Annotated in this window: 18 protein-coding genes; 11 read left to right on the top strand and 7 right to left on the bottom strand. The window is 72.4% G+C overall.

Translation table 11 applies throughout. The annotated features are described in order from the left end of the window. Positions 1 to 116: 116 nt before the first annotated feature. The gene (locus tag ACIRQF_RS22865; RefSeq protein WP_404094482.1) at positions 117 to 1,952 is read left to right on the top strand and encodes a bifunctional metallophosphatase/5'-nucleotidase; all 1,836 of its coding nucleotides are present in this window, start codon (positions 117 to 119) and stop codon (positions 1,950 to 1,952) included. A gap of 147 nt (positions 1,953 to 2,099) precedes the next feature. Further along, a complete protein-coding gene (locus tag ACIRQF_RS22860) occupies positions 2,100 to 5,405 on the top strand; it encodes a FlgD immunoglobulin-like domain containing protein (RefSeq protein ID WP_404094480.1) in 3,306 nt (1,101 codons plus the stop codon). Between the two features lie 83 nt (positions 5,406 to 5,488). On the opposite strand, the gene ACIRQF_RS22855 is transcribed toward ACIRQF_RS22860, so the two are convergent. Next, a complete protein-coding gene (locus ACIRQF_RS22855; protein ID WP_404094478.1) occupies positions 5,489 to 6,265 on the bottom strand; it encodes an alpha/beta fold hydrolase in 777 nt (258 codons plus the stop codon). A gap of 233 nt (positions 6,266 to 6,498) precedes the next feature. On the opposite strand from ACIRQF_RS22855, the gene ACIRQF_RS22850 reads away from it, so the two are divergent. Next, on the top strand, positions 6,499 to 7,077 hold the full coding sequence (locus ACIRQF_RS22850) for a TetR/AcrR family transcriptional regulator (RefSeq protein WP_404094475.1): 579 nt from the start codon (positions 6,499 to 6,501) through the stop codon (positions 7,075 to 7,077). Positions 7,078 to 7,132: 55 nt separating this feature from the next. Continuing rightward, positions 7,133 to 7,993 (top strand): phosphatidylinositol-specific phospholipase C, encoded by an 861-nt coding sequence (locus tag ACIRQF_RS22845; RefSeq protein ID WP_376632682.1) that lies wholly within the window; start codon positions 7,133 to 7,135, stop codon positions 7,991 to 7,993. On the opposite strand, the gene ACIRQF_RS22840 is transcribed toward ACIRQF_RS22845, so the two are convergent. From ACIRQF_RS22840 to ACIRQF_RS22820, 5 genes are all read right to left on the bottom strand, one after another. Next, positions 7,958 to 9,391, bottom strand: a complete 1,434-nt coding sequence (locus ACIRQF_RS22840) for a sensor histidine kinase (protein ID WP_389751081.1) — start codon at positions 9,389 to 9,391, stop codon at positions 7,958 to 7,960. The genes ACIRQF_RS22845 and ACIRQF_RS22840 overlap by 36 nt on opposite strands. Further along, entirely contained in the window at positions 9,388 to 10,131 is a 744-nt protein-coding gene (locus ACIRQF_RS22835; RefSeq protein WP_382479419.1) for a response regulator transcription factor, read from the bottom strand. Before ACIRQF_RS22835 ends, ACIRQF_RS22840 begins: the two co-directional genes overlap by 4 nt. Positions 10,132 to 10,151: 20 nt before the next feature. Further along, positions 10,152 to 11,240 carry a S1C family serine protease gene (locus tag ACIRQF_RS22830; protein ID WP_404094470.1) on the bottom strand — a complete coding sequence of 363 codons (1,089 nt, stop codon included), beginning with the start codon at positions 11,238 to 11,240 and terminating at the stop codon, positions 10,152 to 10,154. A 163-nt stretch (positions 11,241 to 11,403) separates the two neighbouring features. Then, positions 11,404 to 12,426 (bottom strand): LacI family DNA-binding transcriptional regulator, encoded by a 1,023-nt coding sequence (locus tag ACIRQF_RS22825; RefSeq protein ID WP_376632688.1) that lies wholly within the window; start codon positions 12,424 to 12,426, stop codon positions 11,404 to 11,406. 61 nt (positions 12,427 to 12,487) lie between these two features. Next, positions 12,488 to 13,249 (bottom strand): response regulator transcription factor, encoded by a 762-nt coding sequence (locus ACIRQF_RS22820; RefSeq protein WP_404094468.1) that lies wholly within the window; start codon positions 13,247 to 13,249, stop codon positions 12,488 to 12,490. 236 nt (positions 13,250 to 13,485) lie between these two features. Between ACIRQF_RS22820 and ACIRQF_RS22815 the strand changes: the two genes are divergently transcribed. The 7 genes from ACIRQF_RS22815 (at position 13,486) to ACIRQF_RS22785 (ending at position 18,751) form a co-directional block, all read left to right on the top strand. Then, positions 13,486 to 14,304, top strand: coding sequence for an alpha/beta hydrolase (locus ACIRQF_RS22815; protein WP_376632692.1), 819 nt, complete (start codon positions 13,486 to 13,488; stop codon positions 14,302 to 14,304). A gap of 45 nt (positions 14,305 to 14,349) precedes the next feature. Then, positions 14,350 to 14,604, top strand: coding sequence for a MoaD/ThiS family protein (locus ACIRQF_RS22810; protein ID WP_376632694.1), 255 nt, complete (start codon positions 14,350 to 14,352; stop codon positions 14,602 to 14,604). Positions 14,605 to 14,614: 10 nt separating this feature from the next. Next, the gene (locus tag ACIRQF_RS22805; RefSeq protein ID WP_404094464.1) at positions 14,615 to 15,910 is read left to right on the top strand and encodes a hypothetical protein; all 1,296 of its coding nucleotides are present in this window, start codon (positions 14,615 to 14,617) and stop codon (positions 15,908 to 15,910) included. Positions 15,911 to 16,002: 92 nt separating this feature from the next. After that, complete coding sequence (locus ACIRQF_RS22800; protein WP_389751085.1) at positions 16,003 to 16,695, top strand: DUF2993 domain-containing protein; 693 nt, start codon at positions 16,003 to 16,005, stop codon at positions 16,693 to 16,695. A 415-nt stretch (positions 16,696 to 17,110) separates the two neighbouring features. After that, a complete protein-coding gene (locus ACIRQF_RS22795) occupies positions 17,111 to 17,956 on the top strand; it encodes a sulfurtransferase (protein ID WP_376632699.1) in 846 nt (281 codons plus the stop codon). A gap of 126 nt (positions 17,957 to 18,082) precedes the next feature. After that, on the top strand, positions 18,083 to 18,370 hold the full coding sequence (locus tag ACIRQF_RS22790; RefSeq protein WP_376632701.1) for a DUF1416 domain-containing protein: 288 nt from the start codon (positions 18,083 to 18,085) through the stop codon (positions 18,368 to 18,370). A 117-nt stretch (positions 18,371 to 18,487) separates the two neighbouring features. Continuing rightward, positions 18,488 to 18,751 carry a DUF3099 domain-containing protein gene (locus ACIRQF_RS22785; protein ID WP_376632703.1) on the top strand — a complete coding sequence of 88 codons (264 nt, stop codon included), beginning with the start codon at positions 18,488 to 18,490 and terminating at the stop codon, positions 18,749 to 18,751. A 30-nt stretch (positions 18,752 to 18,781) separates the two neighbouring features. Here the strand turns inward: ACIRQF_RS22785 and ACIRQF_RS22780 are convergent, their stop codons facing one another. Further along, entirely contained in the window at positions 18,782 to 19,144 is a 363-nt protein-coding gene (locus ACIRQF_RS22780) for a DsrE family protein (protein WP_376632705.1), read from the bottom strand. Positions 19,145 to 19,179 lie beyond the last annotated feature (35 nt).

Raw genomic sequence — 19,179 nt, 5'->3', positions numbered from 1 at the left:
TCGCGGGAAGACAAAGGCAACCAGCTCGTAACCGGCCAACCCCTGTTGCGCTACGCGCGTTGACTCTAGGCTGCGCTGGCAGACCGGCCATGCGGCGAAGGGGAGAAACAAGCGCGATGGCAGCCAGGAAGAAGAACAGGGCGGGGCGGCGGATTCTCGTCGCCGGAGCGGGCCTTGCCACCATCGGGGCGCTGGTCGCCGCGATGCCGGCCGGTGCGTCGCAGGACGACGTCGACGCCGCCGGTGCTTCGTACAGCACCAACGGCAAGGGCTGGGGGCGGATGGTGGACGTCCAGCTGCTCTCCTTCAACGACCTCCACGGCAACCTCGAGCCGCCGGCCGGGTCCTCCGGCCAGGTCACCCGGGTGAAGCCGGACGGCACCACCGAGAAGATCGACGCGGGCGGTGTCGAGTACCTGGCCACGCACCTGCGCCAGGCCCGTCAGGGGAACCGTTACTCCATCACGGCCGCGGCCGGTGACATGATCGGCGCCTCGCCGCTCCTGTCCGGTCTCTTCCACGACGAGCCGACGATCAACGCGCTCAACAAGCTCGACCTGGACGTCACCTCCGTGGGCAACCACGAGTTCGACGAGGGCGCCGTCGAGCTGGCCCGCATGCAGAACGGCGGCTGTCACCCGACCGCCGGCTGCTACGTGGAGGGCAAGGAGTTCCGCGGCGCGGACTTCCCCTACCTCGCGGCCAACGTGACGAAGGAGAAGACCGGCAAGCCGCTGCTCGACCCGTACTTCATCTGGGAGAAGGACGGCGTCCGGATCGGCTTCATCGGCGTGACCCTGGAGGGCACCCCGAACGTCGTCACCGCCGAGGGCGTCAAGGGCCTCAAGTTCGGCGACGAGGTCGAGACGATCAACAAGTACACGAAGATCCTGGAGCGCAAGGGCGTCAAGTCCATCGTCGCCCTGGTCCACGAGGGTGGCATGCCGGCCTCGCAGGCCGTCAACTACAACTGCGACGGTGACGGCGACGGCGACGGCGAGGGCGTCTCCGGCGCGATCGTCGACATCGCGAAGAACGTCTCCCCGCAGGTCGACGCGCTGGTCACCGGCCACACCCACCAGGCCTACGTGTGCAGCATCCCGGACCCGGCGGGCAAGCCGCGCCTGGTCACCTCGGCGTCGTCGTTCGGCAAGCTGTACACGGACACGACGCTGACCTACGACCGCCGCACCAAGGACATCGTCCGCACCGCGGTCGCCTCGGCCAACCACGTCGTCACCCGTGACGTGCCGAAGGCCGAGGACATCAGCAAGCTGATTGGGGACTGGAAGACCCTCGCGGCCCCGATCGCCAACCGGCCGCAGGGCTACATCGCCGCCGACATCAACGGCCGCGGCTCCACCGCGTACGAGAAGCCGCTCGGCGACGTCATCGCCGACGCGCAGCTGGCGGGCCTGTCCCCGGCCGACAAGGGCGGGGCGCAGCTGGCCCTGATGAACCCGGGCGGCATCCGTGCCGACCTGGTCTACAAGCAGGCCGGGGCCGAGGGCGACGGCGTCGTGACCTACGGCGAGGCCTTCACCGTGCAGCCGTTCACCAACATGATGAACGTGGTCGACCTCTCCGGCGCGAACCTGATCACCGCGCTGAAGCAGCAGGTCAGCGGCTCGAACCTGAACTCGGTGAAGATCCTCCAGGTCTCGAAGGGCCTCACCTACACGCTCGACATGACGAAGACGGGCGCGGACCGCGTCGTCGACGGCACCATCATGCTGAACGGGCAGCCGATCGACCCGGCGAAGACCTACCGCGTCGCGATGAACGAGTTCCTCGCGGGCGGCGGCGACGGCTTCGCGGCCCTGGCGACCGGCACGAACAAGCTGGTCGGCGCGTCGGACCTGGACGTCTTCAACGCCTACCTTGCGGCGAACTCCTCGGCCTCGGCGCCGCTGCAGGTGCCGGCGGCGAACCGGATCACGGTCGTGCAGTAGTCACGGGCGACCTCGTCACCGGTGACGGGGACGACTGATCGGAAGGGTGGTGTCCGCTTCGGCGGGCGCCACCCTTTTATCGTTCTGAACGAGTTCGAAGCGCTGTTAACCTCGTCCAACTCGGTATCACAGGGGAGGGGTTCACACGTGACTACAGGGTGGGGGACGGGGCGCAGGCGCGCCCTGTCACTGGCCGCGGCGACCGCGGCACTCATCTCGCTGACGCCCGTGGGGGCGGGCATCGCGTACGCCGCCGACGGGGACGCGCCGGCGGAGCTGGTGATCCCGGCCGAGGAGAGCGTCGCCGCGCGCGTCTCGGAGGTGCGGCCCGGCGCGACCGGCCTCCTGCTGGGCACCAAGGGCAACTACCGCTGGCTCTCGTACGCCGACGGAAGCGTCCGGTGGATCGCCACCGGCATCGAGTCGATCTTCACCAACGGCACCGACACCCTCGCCCGCTGGTACGCCGACCAGCGGAAGGTCACCCTCCGGGACGTCTCCGGCGGTCCCGAGGAGACGATCGCCATCGGCGCCGGGCGCGGCGTTCTCGGCCTGAGCGGCCGCACGGTCGTCACCGACGGGCCGGCGCAGGACGCCGGGCTGCACGCGCTGTCCCTCGTGAACGGCGGCGTGGTGGACCGCCCGGTCACCGGGATCCCCGCCGACGCCGGCACGTTCACCTTCCTGGGCGGCACCCCGGACGGCTTCGCGGTCGGATACGAGGCCGGCTGGGACGACCGTGTCGCCTGGGTCGACCTGAGGGGCGACACCCCGAAGGCGATCCTGATCGGCGACCGGAAGTCCGTGGTCGTCGACGGCGACACCCTGCTCCAGGTCACCACCGCGGGGAAGCTGCGCGTGTGGGACATCAAGGGGGACTGGTCCGCGCCCCTGCGCGAGGTCGACTGGGCCGCCGGCTCCGAACTGCCGGTTGCCGTCGCGGGCGAGCAAATCCTGACCCTGGCCTCCGGTGCCGACGGCACGCGACTGCTCTCCCGTCCGCTCGCGGGCGGCGAGGCCCGCACGGTCCTCGACGGGCTCGTCGGTGCTCCGAAGACGGGGGGCGGCGAACTGCTCGCCGTCGTCACGGGCGAGGGCGCCGAGCGCCCCGTGTACCGGGTGGCGGCGGGGCCCGACGGCGCGTTCACGGCGACGAAGGCCGCCGTCATCCCGTCGGAGCGCACCCGGATCGGCCGGATCTCCGTCGCGCAGGGTGTCCTGCACACGGTCGACGACGTGCCCGGGAACACCTTCCGGCTGCGCTCCGTCGAGACGAAGGCGGCCGGGCCGCTCGTCGCCGGCGCGCGCACCGACCGCGGTACGGACGGCCGGCTCGACCCGTCCTACGAGACGGTGGCCACCGGCGACGGACGGGTCGTCCGCCGGTACGGGTACGGCCTGTACGCGCTGGCCGAAGGGGCGCAGCTGCCCGGCGCCGACCCCCTGGTCGAGGACGTCAGCCGGGACCTGGAGGCCTCCGGCCGCTACGCCTCGTACCTCGACCCCGCCGGGCAGCGCCGTGTCCACGACCTGGACGCCAGGAAGACGGTCTTCGCCCGCGCCCTCGGCACGGGCCCGACCGCGCTGGACGGCGCCACCCTGTGGACCGCCACCGGCACCGTCGGCTCCGTCGCCGCGATCGACCTCCGCACCGGCACCACGACCCGCACGCTCACCGTCGCCGACTGCGTCCTGAAGGACGTCCAGTCCGTCGGCGCGGACCTGTACTGGAAGTGCGACGCGAAGTCCGGTGTCCTCAACACCGCGACGAACGTCAACGCCTCCCTGCCCGCCCACCGCACCGCGCGCCTCGGCGACGGCTACGTCACCCACGAGAAGGACGGCGTCCTCTCGCTCACCCCGCTGCGCGGCGGCGGCGCGACCCGGGAGCTCGGCCGGCCGGCCGACGCACGGCCGGAGCAGGGCTGGAGCGTCGACCGCTTCGGCGGCAACACCGTCTTCACGGACGCCGAGCAGCGCATCCACGTCGTCCCGAGCGGGGTCCCGGCCTCGGCCGAGACCGTCCTCGACGCGGACATCTCCTCCGACAAGGTCGACGTCGAAGGCGGTGACCCCTGGTCCGGCCGCTGGTGGCTGTCCAAGCCCGCCGCCTCCTGGACGCTGAACGTCAGGAACCCGGCCGGCAAGGTCGTGCGCACGTACGGCGGTCAGCAGAGCCGCGGTCTGGTGAAGGCGGCGTGGGACGGCAACGACGCGGCCGGCGCGGCGGTCGCCGACGGCCGCTACACCTGGGAGCTCAGCGCCCCGCCCGCCGACGGCGCCGGCGCCACGCCGACCGTGAGCGGCGCCGTGTTCGTGACGCACGGAGGCGTCTCCACCTTCAAGCCGGTGACCCCCGCCCGGATCCTCAACACCCTCACCGGGGTCGGCGCGCCGAAGGGGAAGGTCGGCCGGAACGGCACGGTGGACCTCCAGGTCACCGGGCGCGGCGGCGTGGCCGCGACGGGCGTCTCGACGGTGGTCCTCACCGTGACGGCGACCAACCCGACCAGCGGCACGTTCATATCGGTCCACCCGTACGGGACGCCCCGCTCGTCCGCCTCGAACCTCAACGTGCCGGCCGGCCGCAACGTCCCGAACCAGGTGACCGTGCCGGTCGGCAAGGACGGCAAGGTCTCGCTGTACAACGCCTGGGGCACGGTCGACCTGCTCGTCGACGTGACCGGCTACTACACGCTGGACGGCTCCGGTGACCGCTTCAAGCCGGTGACCCCGGCCCGCATCCTCGACACCCTCACCGGCGTCGGCGCGCCGAAGGCCAAGGTGGGCGCGGCCAGGACGGTGAACCTGCAGATCGCGGGCCGCGGCGGGGTACCGGCCACGGGCGTGACGGCCGTCGTCATGAACGTGACCGCGACCAACGTGACGTCGTCCAGCTACGTCTCGGTCTACCCCTACGGCACGGCCCGCCCGGCCACGTCCAACCTGAACGTGGTCAGGGGCCAGGTGGTCGCCAACCTGGTGACCGTGCCGGTGAAGAGCGGCAAGGTGACGCTGTACAACCACGGCGGCACGGTCGACCTGCTCGGCGACGTCGCCGGCTACTTCACGAACACGCCCGGCCAGGGCGACCGCTTCGTGCCGCTGAGCCCGGTGCGGCTGCTCGACACCCGCGAGTACGGCGCCGACGGCAAGCTCGGCCCGGACAGCGCGGGCACCCTGGGCGTCGCCGGCTACGGGGGCGTCCCGGAGACCGGCGCGAGCTCCCTGGTCCTGAACGTGGCGGGCACCGACGCGACGGCCGCGACCTACGTCGCGCTCCACCCGAAGCTGACGGCCCGCCCGACGATCTCGAACCTCAACCTGGTGCCGCGGCTCACGGTGGCGAACCAGGTGGTGGTCCCGATCTCGGCCGGGGGCACGATCGACCTGTACAACCGGGGCGGATACGTGGACCTGATCGTGGACGCGGCGGGTTACTACACGAAGTAGCCCGCCGCCCTCGGGCACCCGGGCGACACGAGGAGGGGCGGCCCACCGCGGAAGCGGTGGGCCGCCCCTTCGCCGTCTCCGGGTCAGAGGGTCGCCAGGAAGTCCCCCACCGCCTTCTCGAAGCCCCGCGGGTCCCGCAGCTGTACGAAGTGGTCCGTGTCGAGCTCGACGAGGGTCGTGCGCGGCCGGGCGGTCATCTCCCGGGCGTGGTCGGCGGTGAGGACCTGGCTGCTCGTGCCGCGGACGACCAGGGCGGGGCAGTCGCTGGCGAGCCAGGTGGCGCGGTGGTCGCCGTGGACCAGGTTCTCGGAGTCGACGGTGTCCTGGGGGTGGAAGGGGAGCCGCCAGCCGTCGGCGTGCGGGCGCAGGGCGGGGGCGACCATCGGGCCGACGGGGCCGCAGGCCACGGTCAGTTCCTCGCGGGTGGGGGCGGTGTAGGGGAAGCCGAGGACGAAGGAGAGCGGGCTGGTGCCCGTGTCGGGGAGGAGGGCGGCCGAGTCGGTGCACACGAGCCCGGCGATACGCTCGGGGTGGGCGGCGGCCAGGTGGTACGCGTTGATCGCGCCGAGCGAGTGGCCGACCAGCACCACGCGCTCCAGGCCCAGGTGGTCGAGGAGGGCCAGCGCGTCGGCGACGTAGCCCTCGCGGCGGTAGTCGGGGGCGCGGTCGGAGTCGCCGTGGCCGCGCTGGTCGAGCGCGACGACCCGCCACTCCGGTCCGAGGGCCTCGGCGAGGTGTGCGTAGGAGGCGCCCTCGGACAGGTGCCCGTGGAGGGCGAGCAGCGGGCGGCCCGTGCTGTCGGGGGTGAAGTCCAGGTAGGAGAGCGTGCGGTGGTCGGCGGTGGTGAGTTCCCTGCGCATGTCGTGTCTCCCTGGTCGGTCTGCCGGATGGGCCGGCCGGGTGTGCCGGGCGGCTTTGTGAGCGGGCGTTGCGGGCGGCGGGTGTCGCGGGCGGTCGGAGGTCGTCCGGTGGGCGTCTGGCTTCGTCCCTGACGCGGCCGGCCCGGCGAGGGGAACTATACGCACGTATAGATCGAACGCGCAATACGCTTGTATAGCGCGCTTGCCCAAGACGCCGCGCGTACGATCCCCGCATGGGAAACCGCGAGGAACTGCTGGTCGGAGCCAGGCGCTGCCTGGAGGAGAAGGGGTATCTGCGCACCACCGTGCGCGACATCGCCACGGCCTCCGGGGTCTCCATGGCTGCCATCGGCTACCACTTCGGCTCCCGTGAGGCCCTGCTCAACCAGGCGCTGTTCGCGGCGATGGAGGAGTGGGGCGAGGAGTTCGGCGGGGCGGGTGGCGGCTTCGAGGAGCTCTGGGCGGGCAAGATCCGCTCCTTCGGGGAGCAGCGCTGGCTCTGGCTCGCCAGTGTCGAGGCCTTCGTCCACGCGCAGAGCTCGCCCGAGCTGCTCGCCCTGCTCGCGGCCGGCCAGCGCGAGGGGCGGCGGGGTGCCGCCGCCCAGCTGCGGGGCGTTCCCGAGGCCGAGGTGCCGGAGGGGGACGTGCGCACCCTCGGGTCGGTGCACATGGCGTTGCTGAGCGGCGTGATGCTGCAGTGGCTGACGGATCCCCAGGCGGCGCCGGACGCGCAGGAGATCGCCGCCGGGCTGCGCGCTCTCGCGGACCGGGTCGCCCCTGCGGAACGACCGGCTCCGCATACCGGGCGGTAACGGCTCCGCGCAAGGCTATGGCAGGAGCACGTCAAGCAGTGCCATAGTGCCGCCCATGGACCGACGACGCTTTCTCGCGGGCGCCGCCGCAGCCGGTGCCGCCCTCATCGTGGGCACCCCCTCCGCCCGGGCGGCCACCGCCCTCGGGACGCAGGACTGGATGGCTGCCCACGGCGACCCCACCCCGCTCCAGAAGCTCACGATCCCCGGCACCCACGACTCCGGCGCCCGCTTCGGCGGCCTCTGGACCGAATGCCAGAACACCACCATCGCCCAGCAACTGGACAGCGGCATCCGGTTCCTGGACGTGCGGTGCCGGGTGACCGGGGGCTCCTTCGCGATCCACCACGGGGCCTTCTACCAGAACCTGATGTTCGGCGACGTCCTCGTCGCCTGCTGGAACTTCCTCGCCGCCCACCCCGGCGAGACCGTCCTCATGCGGGTCAAGCAGGAGTACTCCTCCGAGTCCGACGCCACCTTCCGCGCGGTCTTCGACGACTACCTCGACAACCGCGGCTGGCGCCCCCTCTTCCGGATCGGCTCCGGCGTGCCGACCCTCGGCGAGGCCCGCGGCAAGGTCGTCCTCCTCGCCGACAACGGCGGCCTGCCGGGCCTGCGCTGGGCGGACGGCACGTACTTCGACGTGCAGGACGACTACCAGGCCGAGCCCTTCGGCAAGTGGCCCAAGGTCCGGGACCAGTTCCGCAAGGCCGCCGGCCAGCCCGGCCGCTTCTACGTCAACTTCGTGTCCACCGCGGCCGGACTCCCGCCCCGCTGGAACGCCGACCGTCTCAACCCGCAGGTCCACTCGCTCCTCGACGGCGAGGGAGCCGGCTGGAAGGGGCTCGGCATCGTCCCGATGGACTACCCCAACACCCGCTCAGGACTCGTCGAGTCCCTCATCCGGCACAACTGACCGCCCTCCGTCCACCGCCGGCGGCGGTGTCGGCGCCCCCGGCAGCCGCACCGTCGCCACCGTGCCCCCGCCCTCCGCCGCCGCGAGCTCCACCGAGCCGCCCGCCTGCCCCACCGTGCGCGCCACGATCGACAGGCCGAGCCCCGAGCCCGGCAGACTGCGCGCCGACGGCGAGCGCCAGAAGCGGTCGAAGACATGCGGGAGTTCCTCGGGCGCTATGCCCGGGCCGTGGTCCCGTACGGTCAGCTCGCCGCGCATCAGCCGCACCTCGACCACCCCGCGCCGCGGCGAGAACTTCACCGCGTTGTCCAGGACGTTGACCAGGGCCCGCTCCAGGGCCGCCGGCTCCGCCCGTACGTACCAGGGGGCGAGGTCCGTCTCGAAGGTGAGCTCCGGGCCGCGCAGCCGCGCCCGGTCGAGCGCCGAGCGCAGGATCGTGTGCAGCGGCACCACCTCCAGCGGGCCCGGCGTCACCGCCTCCGGCCGGGACAGCTCCTGGAGGTCGCCGATCAGCGCCGCCAACTCCGTCATCTGCGCCTTCACCGAGGCCATCAGCGCCCGCCGGTCGTCCGGCGGCAGCGCGCGGCCGGTCTCCTCGCTGCGGGCGAGGAGTTCGATGTTCGTCCGCAGCGAGGTCAGCGGCGTGCGCAGCTCGTGGCCCGCGTCCGCGATCAGCTGCGCCTGCCGGTCCCGGGAGGTCGCGAGCGCCGCGGTCATCGCGTTGAAGGACCGGGACAGCCGGGCGATCTCGTCCTCGCCCTCCACCGGGATCCGCACCGTCAGGTCCTCGGTCGCCGCCACGTGCTCGACCGCCCCGGTCAGCCGGTCCACCGGGGCCAGGCCCGTCCGCGCCACCCACAGACCGGCCGCGCCCGCGCCCACGACACCGATGCCGGAGACCAGGAGCAGCACCCAGCCGAGCGTCGACATCGAGTTGTCGACCTCGGACAGCGGGCGGGCCAGGGAGACGGCCATGCCGGGCCGGTTCGGGTCGGCGTAGGTGAAGACGCGCATCTCGCGCCCGCCCTCGTCCTTCGTGGTGTGCAGCGCGTCCGTGAGCAGCCCGCGGGCCACTCCCACGTCCGAGGCCTGCGCCGGGATCGGCGCCTTGCCGGACGTGCAGACCGTGCCGTCGACCAGGATCACCTGCACCGTGTACGGCGGCAGCGGCGGAGCCTGGCGGCCGTTCCGGCAGCCGCCGAGCACGAGGTTCAGATAGCCGTTGTCCACCTTGCTGTTGCGCAGCGCCGAGTCCAGCTCGTGCTCCAGCTGCGCCCGCGTCACGAACCAGCAGGCCAGGGAGACCGCCGCCACCGCGACCGCCACCGCGAGCGCGGTGAGCAGGGCCAGCCGGGAGCGCAGCGGGCGGGACCGGAACCAGGCGACGGGGCCGGTCATTCCACGCCCCCACCGCCGCCGCGCAGCACGTAGCCGACCCCGCGCACGGTGTGGACGAGGCGCGGCTCGCCGCCGGCCTCCGTCTTGCGGCGCAGGTACATCACGTACACGTCGAGCGAGTTCGAGCTGGGTTCGAAGTCGAAGCCCCACACGGCCTTCAGGATCTGCTCACGGGTGAGGACCTGCCGCGGATGGGCCAGGAACATCTCCAGGAGCGTGAACTCGGTACGGGTCAGCTCCACCGGCCGCCCGCCGCGCGTCACCTCCCGGGTGGCCAGGTCCATCCGCAGGTCCTCGAAGGACAGCACCTCGCCGCCGGCGGCCGCCGGGGCGGCGGGCGCCGTGTACGAGCTGCGCCGCAGCAGGGCGCGGATCCGGGCGAACAGCTCGTCGAGCTCGAAGGGTTTCACGAGGTAGTCGTCCGCGCCCGCGTCGAGCCCGGTCACCCGGTCCCCGACGGTGTCGCGGGCGGTGAGCATCAGGATCGGCACGGTCGAGCCGGCGGCCCGGATCCGGCGGGCCGCCGTCAGTCCGTCCATGCGGGGCATCTGGACGTCGAGGACGACCAGGTCGGGGCGGTACGACTCCATCCTGGCCAGCGCGTCGAGCCCGTCGACGGCGTCCTCGGTCCCGTACCCCTCGAAGGCGAGGCTGCGGCGCAGCGCCTCCCGGACGGCGGGCTCGTCGTCGACGATGAGGATGCGCTCGGGGCCCTCGGATTCGTTCTGCTGTCCCGTCATGGGCTCAGCGTCCCACGTGCTCAGCCGGCACCGCCCGAGCGCAGGTCGTCGAGGTCGGCCTTGAGGGTGTTCACCGGGATCGCGAATCCGAGACCGACGCTGCCGGCCGAGGAACCGCTCGAAGAACTGGGCGAATACATGGCCGAATTGATTCCGATGATCTCCCCGTTCATATTGATCAACGCGCCGCCGGAATTCCCGGGATTCAGGGAGGCGTCGGTCTGGATCGCCTTGTACGTGGTCTTCGACGAGCCGGTGTCGCCGTTGAACTGCTGCCCGCCGAACTCGAACGGCCAGCCCTGGCGCGGGTCGTACTGCTGGCCCTGGCCCTGGTCCTGTCCGCCGTCGTCCTTGGCGACGGTGACGTCGCGGTCGAGCGCGGAGACGATGCCGCTGGTGACGGTGCCGGTCAGGCCCTCGGGGGAGCCGATCGCGACGACTCCGTCGCCGACCCGCACCCTGGACGAGTCGCCGAGCGTCGCCGTCCTGAGGCCGGAGGCACCCTCCAGCTTGATCAGCGCCAGGTCCTTGTCGGGGTCCGTGCCGACCACCTTGGCGTCGTAGGACTTGCCGTCGGAGGTCTGCACGCTGATCCGGGAGGCGCCGGAGATGACGTGGTTGTTGGTGACGATCTCGCCGTCACCGGTGATGATCACGCCCGAGCCGGTGGACTTGCCCGCGTTCGAGCTCGCGGAGATCTCCACGATGGAGGGGGAGACGGCCTGGGCGACCCCGGCGACCGTGCCCTTGCTGCTCGCGGACACGTTCGTGCCGCTCACCGCGCTGGACGCGCTCGTGCCGCCGTCGGCGGTCCACTGCTGGACGAGGGTCGCGGTTCCCCCGCCGATCGCCGCGGCGGCCAGGGCCACGGCGGCCATCAGGCCGACGCCGCGCCGGGCCCGGCGGTGCGGGGTGGGGGCGGCCGGGAAGGCGCCCACCGGGCCGGCCGGCCCCGTGGGCGGCGGTACGTGACCGCCGGACGGTACGTGACCACCGGACGGCCACACCGTGGTGCCGGGCTCGGTGGTGATCGGCTGCGCCGGGTCGTACGGCGGCCGCGGCGGGTAGTACGGCTGCTGCTGTGGCTGGGGCTGCGTGTCGTCCGTCATGACCACGACTCTCGGAGCCGTTCATGAGAACGGTCTGAGGAGGGGCTGAGAAGCCCGACAGAACCCTGTATGCCCGAAATAAAGACGGGCGCCCGACCGGGGTGCGAGGGCCTCGCCCCGCCCCCGAAGGCGCGGGCCCCGCCCCGAGGGCGCCCGGTGCGGCTCAGCCGCAGCCGCAGGAGCGGCGGACGATCAGCGCCGACGGGAACTGCTTGACCCGCTCGCGCCGAGAGCCCGCGACCCGCAGCGAGTCGTCCAGGACCAGATCCACCGCCGCCCGGGCCATCGCCGGGCGGTCGGAGTAGACCGTGGTGAGCGGCGGGTCGCTCAGCGCCGCCTCCTTCACGTCGTCGAAGCCCGCCACCGCGAGCTCCGTCGGCACGTCGATCCGCAGCTCGCGGGCGGCCCGCAGCACACCGAAGGCCTGGTCGTCCGTCGAACAGAAGATGGCCGGCGGCCGGTCGGGGCCGGAGAGCACCTCCAGCGCGACCTTGTACGCGTCGTAGCGGTTGTACGGCGCCTGGAAGAGCCGGCCCTCGATCGGGAGCCCGGCCTCCTGCATGGCGCGCCGCCAGCCCTCCTCGTGGTCGGCCACCGGGTCGCCGACGGCCGGGGTGTTCGGGATGCCGCCCATGCAGGCCACGTACGGGTACCCGTGCTCCAGGAGGTGCCGGGTGGCGAGCTGGGCGCCGCCGATGTCGTCGGTCACGACGGCGACGTCGTCGATGGCCTCGGGCCGCTCGTGCAGCAGCACCACACGGGCGTCCCAGGCCTCGATCTCGCTCGCGGCCTGCTCGCTCATGCCCTGGCTGACCAGGATCAGCCCGGAGACCCGCATGCCGAGGAAGGCGCGCAGATAGTGGATCTCGCGCTCGGTGCGGTAGTCGGAGTTGCCGACGAGCACCATCTTCCCGCGCTCGGCGGCGGCCTGCTCGACCGCGTGCGCCATCTCCGCGAAGAAGGGCTGGCGCGCGTCCGGTACCACCATGCCTATGAGGTCGGTCCGCCGGGACGCCATCGCCTGGGCCACCCGGTCGGGCCGGTAGCCCAGCTCCTTGATGGCGGCGAGGACACGCTCGCGCGTGGCCGGGGCGACCGGCCGGGGTCCGTTGTTGATCACGTAACTCACGACCGCGGTCGAAGTACCCGCCAGTCGCGCTACGTCATCCCGCGTCACCTTGGCCACGCGCGGAAGTCTACGCGTGGTGACCTAGCTACCGGCAGGTCGCGCTGTGGCGTACGCCACGTTAACGGTCCTCCACCGGAGTGAGTTCCCGCGTGTCCTCCTTGACGCGCGCCTCCGCCCGCGCCTCCGTCCGCCCCTCCGTGCGGTCCGGCTTCTCCGGCGTCACGAAGCGGTAGCCGACGTTGCGGACGGTGCCGATCAGCGACTCGTGCTCGGGGCCGAGCTTGGCCCGCAGTCGCCGTACGTGGACGTCGACCGTTCGGGTGCCGCCGAAGTAGTCGTAGCCCCACACCTCCTGCAGGAGCTGGGCGCGGGTGAAGACCCGGCCCGGGTGCTGGGCGAGGTACTTGAGGAGCTCGAACTCCTTGAAGGTCAGGTCCAGGACCCGGCCCTTGAGCTTGGCGCTGTACGTGGCCTCGTCGACCGACAGGTCGCCGTTGCGGATCTCCATCGGGGAGTCGTCCGCGACGATCTGCTGGCGGCCCATCGCGAGCCGCAGCCGCGCCTCCACCTCGGCGGGACCGGCGGTGTCGAGCAGCACGTCGTCGATGCCCCAGTCGGCGGTGACGGCCGCGAGGCCGCCCTCCGTCACGACCAGGACCAGCGGACAGCCGGGTCCCGTGGAGCGGAGCAGCTGGCAGAGCGAGCGGATCTGCGGCAGGTCGCGCCTGCCGTCCACGAGGATCACGTCGGCGCCCGGGGTGTCCACGAGCGCGGGTCCCTCGGCGGGAGCCACGCGCACGTTGTGCAACAGCAGACCGAGGGCGGGCAGCACCTCGGTCGACGGCTGGAGGGCGTTGGTGAGCAGCAGCAGAGAGCTCATCGCGTCCCCCCTGCCGGGGTCGCGTGTGTCGTCGGTCGGTCGTGCGTCGTTCGCTCGTCCATGACGTCGGTTCCTCCTCGGTCCCTGCGAGGACGTCTGCGGCACTGCTGGGTCGTACTCACACGTGGCTCTCGCGCCCCGAGAGCTTTTGTTCACCTGCTCGTAACAACGGTCGGAAAACACAAAAGGACCCGGGGGCTGCGTTGCCCGGATCCTCTGACAGCAGAATAGCTCACATGACTTCTGCGGTAGAGGGGCGATTTCACATGGTGGATGTTTCCTCGCTCACTTCCGTCACCCGCCGCGCAATCCTGCGCACCGTTGACGATGTCCGTATCGAGGCGGTTTACGAACCGTGTACGGCCAGTGTCACCGATACGGCGGTCGTCGTGGCGCACGGCTTCACCGGCTCGGTCGACCGGCCCGCGCTGCGGCGCGCCGCCCAGGTCCTCCGCCGCCACGCGAACGTGGTCACGTTCTCCTTCCGCGGCCACGGCGGCTCCGGCGGCCTCTCCACGGTCGGCGACCGCGAGGTCCTCGACCTGTCCGCCGCCGTCCGCTGGGCACGTGAGCTCGGCCACGCGCGCGTGGTGACGGTCGGCTTCTCCATGGGCGGCTCGGTCGTGCTGCGGCAGGCCGCCCTGGAGAGGGGGACGGACGCCCGCCCGGACGCCGTGGCCGCCGTCTCGGCCCCCGCGCGCTGGTACTACCGGGGGACCCCCGCGATGCGTCGCGTGCACTGGGTGATCACGCGGCCGGTGGGCCGCCTCGTCGGGCGCTACGGGCTCGGCACCCGGATCGACCGCAAGGACTGGGACCCGGTGCCGCTCGCGCCGTTCGAGGCGGTGCCGCTGATCGCGCCCACCCCGCTGCTCGTCGTGCACGGCGACCGCGACCCGTACTTCCCGGTCGACCACCCCCGGATGCTGGCGGCCGCGGCGGAGGCCGCCGGCACCCCGCTGGAGCTGTGGCTGGAACGGGGCATGGGGCACGCCGAGAACGCCGCCGGCGACGAGCTGCTCGACCGCCTCGGGAACTGGCTCACCCGGCCATAGCCCATCATGGGGGGCGGCGCGCACACGAACGAAGGGAGTGCCGTCATGGCAGCGGGAACCATCCGCTACTGGGCCGCCGCGAAGGCCGCCGCCGGAGTCGCCGAGGAGCCGTACGCCGCCGAGAACCTCGCGGAAGCGCTGGACGCGGCCCGCGAGCGGCACCCGGGCGAGCTGGCACGGGTCCTTCTGCGCTGCTCGTTCCTGATCGACGGCGATCCCGTCGGGACCCGCGCGCATGAGACGGTACGGCTGGCCGAGGGCGGCACGGTCGAGGTGCTCCCCCCGTTCGCAGGAGGGTGAACCGCACACCATGAGCAGTGATCAGCAGTACCCGTACGCGCCGCAGGACGACCCGCACGGGGCCCCGCAGGGCGGTCAGCCGTACGACCCCGGCGTCACCCAGACGTGGGAGGGCCAGACCTGGGACACCCAGTACCAGCCCACGGTCCGGCCCCGTTCCCGGCCCGAGGCGCAGCAGCCCGCGCCCGCGCCGGCGGCCTACGACCACACGACCTACCTGGCGCCCCAGCACCAGCCCCACCAGCCTCACCAGCCTCACGAGTCCCACCCGCAGCAGCCGTACGCAACCGGCGGCCACCCGCTGCCGCCCGAGACGGCCCACCCGCCCGCGTACGGGACGCCGGTGGGCGGGGCGCCCGCGTACGGGGACGTGCCGGCGGCACCCGCGTACGGGACTCCCGCGCACGAGGCGCCCGCGTACGAGGCCTACGCCGCGCCGGCGCAGGAGCCGGTCCCCACCGGCCCCGAGCAGGCCGCCGACCACGAGCGGGCCGCCGCGCCGGTGCCGGGCCCCGCCTACTCCGCGCCCACCACCTCCGGAAACACCCGGATCTCCGACGCCCAGCGCGCCCGCGCCGAGGGGCGCTCGCCGATCATCGAGCCCGGGATGCAGCCCGCCGCCCTGACGGCGGTGCTCGGCGTGCTGCTCGCGGCGGGCGCGGCCGTCGGCCCCTACGCGCTGCTCGTCCCGCTGCTCCTGCTGCAGGCCGTCACCGCCGCCGGCTGGTTCCGGCTCAACGGCATGTGGCCCGCCCGGCAGGGCATCGCCCTCGCCTTCCTCGGGGGCGTCGTCGCCGACGTGGCGCTGCTCGCGGCGGGCCGGGAGCACGCGCCCGCCGCGATCCTCGGCACGCTCGGCGTCTGGGTGCTGCTCACCCTCGTCCTGCAGCTGCGCAGCCACGCCGACCCCGACGAGCGGATGTACGGCCTCATGGCCACGGTCGCCTCGGCGGCCCTCACGGTCCTGGCCGCCGGGCACCTCGGCGCGGAGCCGGACGCCGTCGTGGTCGGGGCCGTCGCGGTCGCCGCCGCCGTCCTCGCCCGGGCGGTCCCGCTGCCGGGACCGGTCTCCGTGGGCGTCGCCCTGCTCGCCGCCGCGGGCGCGGGCATCGCGGCCGGCGGCTTCACGGACCTGGGCGCCTCCGGGGCACTGCTCGGCCTCGGCGCCGGGGTGTGCGCGCTGGTGGGCCTGCGGGCGGCCAGCTACGACTACCCGTCGCGGTTCGTGCACATGACGGCGGGTGTGGCGCTGCCGCTGACCGCCGCCGCGCCCGCCGTCTATCTGCTGGGCAGGGCGCTCGCGTAAGGCGTGCCACGCGCCCAGGGGAACCGACCGGCCCCCCGACACGTCGATCTTCGTGTCGGGGGGCCGGACTCGTGATCAGGGGGCAGAAACGCATGCGAGCACTGCGGATGGTGCTGATCCTCGCGTTGGTGCTCGGCGGGCTGCTCGTCGGCGCGGACCGGATCGCCGCGTCGTACGCGGAGTCGGAGGCGGCCGACGGGGTACGGCTCGGGGCCGTCAAGGCGGAGTCCACCGACGTCGACATCAAGGGCTTCCCGTTCCTCACGCAGGTGGCCGGCCGGCGCTTCGACGAGGTCGAGGTGCGGCTCACCGGGGTCCAGGCGACGGCGGGCGGCCGCCCGGTCAGGATCGGCGAGCTCACGGCCGCGCTCCACGACGTCACCCTGGACGAGGACTACGCGATCGAACGGGCGGGCAGTGCCGACGGCACCGCCCTCATCTCGTACGCGGACCTCGCCGCCGCCTCCGGGCGCGACGCCCAGGTCGGCTACGGCGGCAACGGCAAGGTGAAGGTCACCGGCGGGGTGCGCCTCCTCGGCCGGACGCTCACCCGCAGCGTGCTGTCCACGGTGACCCTGGTCGACGGCGACACCATCCGGGTGCGGGCCGACGAGGTTCCCGGCGAGGGCATCCCGCTCCTGGAGGACAAGGTGCGTTCGGTGACCGACTTCGACCGGCGGATCGAGGGTCTGCCGAAGGGCATGCGGCTGACGAAGGTCGAGGCGCGCGCGGACGGCCTGGTGGTCACGGTGACCGGCCGGAACGTGGCCCTGACGGCGGGCTGAACACCCCGCTGATCACATGCTGAGACGCGGAAGTCCGATCCGCAGAAACACCGGCGGGGAAGTGGGGCGAGGGCGCCTCGCCGGCGATCCGCACCCCTTCGTCGTCCCGCATCCCGGACGATCGCGTCTCAAAATACGACACACCGGTGACACGGCCGCCTGTCCGTCCCTACGATCGGGGGCATGAAGCGACAGGCGGATCTCACGAAGCGGCGGGCAGTAGACCTGTGCCGCATCGCCGCCATGCTCTGTCGCACCGTCTGAGCGGGACGCACTGCTCCCGTATTCCTCAGGCCCTACGACGCCATGTCGGGGCCACCTCGCGCAGCCGTACGCCTCATCCCCGCACGAGCCGACGCGTACCCGCACCACCCCCTGCACGCACCGCCGCACACTGCCCCGGAGGAGAAACAGCATGGCTCGCAGCGACGTCCTGGTCGATGCCGACTGGGTCGAGGCCAACCTCGACAACCCGAAGGTCGCCATCGTCGAGGTGGACGAGGACACCTCGGCGTACGACAAGAACCACATCAAGAACGCCATCCGCATCGACTGGACCAAGGACCTCCAGGACCCGGTCCGTCGCGACTTCGTCGACCAGGAGGGCTTCGAGAAGCTCCTGTCGGCCAAGGGCATCGCGAACGACACGACGGTCGTCCTCTACGGCGGCAACAACAACTGGTTCGCGTCCTACGCCTACTGGTACTTCAAGCTCTACGGCCACCAGGACGTCAAGCTCCTCGACGGCGGCCGGAAGAAGTGGGAGCTCGACTCCCGCGACCTGGTCGACGGCGCCGAGGTCCCGAACCGCCCGGCGACGGACTACAAGGCCCAGGCCCAGGACACCTCCATCCGCGCCTTCCGTGACGACGTCGTGGCCGCGATCGGCACCCAGAACCTCGTCGACGTGCGCTCGCCCGACGAGTTCTCCGGCAAGCTGCTCGCCCCGGCGCACCTCCCGCAGGAGCAGTCGCAGCGCCCCGGCCACGTGCCGAGCGCCAAGAACATCCCGTGGTCGAAGAACGCCAACGACGACGGCACCTTCAAGTCGGACGAGGCGCTGAAGGCCCTCTACGCCGACGAGAACGTCGACCTGGCGAAGGACTCCATCGCCTACTGCCGCATCGGCGAGCGCTCCGCGCTCACCTGGTTCGTCCTGCACGAGCTGCTCGGCGTCGAGAACGTCAAGAACTACGACGGCTCGTGGACCGAGTACGGCAGCCTCGTCGGCGTGCCGATCGAGCTCGGCTCCGGCAAGTAAGCCCCCGGATCCGGATCCACCGGAACCTCCCCCGCCCGGGTACCCGGACCCCTCCGGGACCCGGGACCTCCCGGTATCCCCGGATCCCCGTCATCCGGACCCCTCGACCGTAAGGAATCCAAGAACATGTGTGGAGCGCAGCCCGGCGGCCCCGACGCCTCGACGATCAAGCCCGGTGAGACCACGATCCAGGGCTACGTGACCAAGGACGGCGAGCCCGTCACCGGTTACGTCCGCCTTCTCGACTCGACCGGCGAGTTCACGGCCGAGGTCCCCACCTCCGCCACCGGCCAGTTCCGCTTCTACGCGGCCGAGGGCACGTGGACCGTCCGCGCCCTGGTGCCGGGCGGCACCGCCGACCGTCAGGTCGTGGCCCAGCACGGTGGCCTGGCCGAGGTCGCCATCGCGGTGTGACACCGCACCACCGAACGGCCGGAGGGCCGTGCCTCCTGGGGGGTTGGACGCCGACCAGGACTCGAGGCACGGCCCTTCGGTCTGTCCGGGAACGGGCCGCGGACGTACGCTGAAGGTGTGTACGCACGGCGACGGCGCGTCTACTTCTGGATGATGGGCGTCTGCTTGGTGCTCTTCGTGGGCGCCTGGGCCGTCGTGCGCCTTTTCTCGGTGCAGGCGGCCATCGCGATGTGCGTGGTCGCCATGGTCATCCCGCCCGTCGCCGCCATGATCGCGAACCGGCGCGGCCCGGAAGACCGCTGGTGGGACGACCCGAGCGGCGACCGGCAGTCCGACGAGTGGTGGGACGAGCTGGACGGCAAGAAGCCGCCGGGGAAGTGACCCGCGGGGGCGGAGTCCCCGGCACGCGCCCTAGTAGACGAGCGCCTGGGTGTCGTCCGCCATCGCCTCCTGGACGAAGACCTGCGCGCCCGCGATGCGGACACCCTTCAGGACGTCGTCCTCGGTGATCTCGCGACGGGCCGCGCACTGCGTGCAGAGGGTGACCCGGCCGGCGGCCAGGATCGAGTCGATCAGGTCGGGCAGCGGCGCGGCGTGCGGGAGTTCGAACTCGGCCGCGCGGCCCGGCAGGGCGAACCACGAGGACTCACCGGTCAGCCACAGGGAGACCTCGACGCCGCTCGCGACGGCGACGGCGGCCACGGTGAAGGCCTGGGAGCAGCGTTCGGGGGCGTCGGCCCCGGCGGTCACCTTGATCACGAGCTTCTTCGCCATATGCCGAACTGTAATGCGGGGCGACGCAACCTCGT

It is taken from the genome of Streptomyces sp. NPDC101191 (genome assembly GCF_044767915.1).
Classification (GTDB): domain Bacteria; phylum Actinomycetota; class Actinomycetes; order Streptomycetales; family Streptomycetaceae; genus Streptomyces.
Note: the sequence above shows the minus strand (reverse complement) of the source record. Positions and strands in the feature narration are given on the sequence as shown.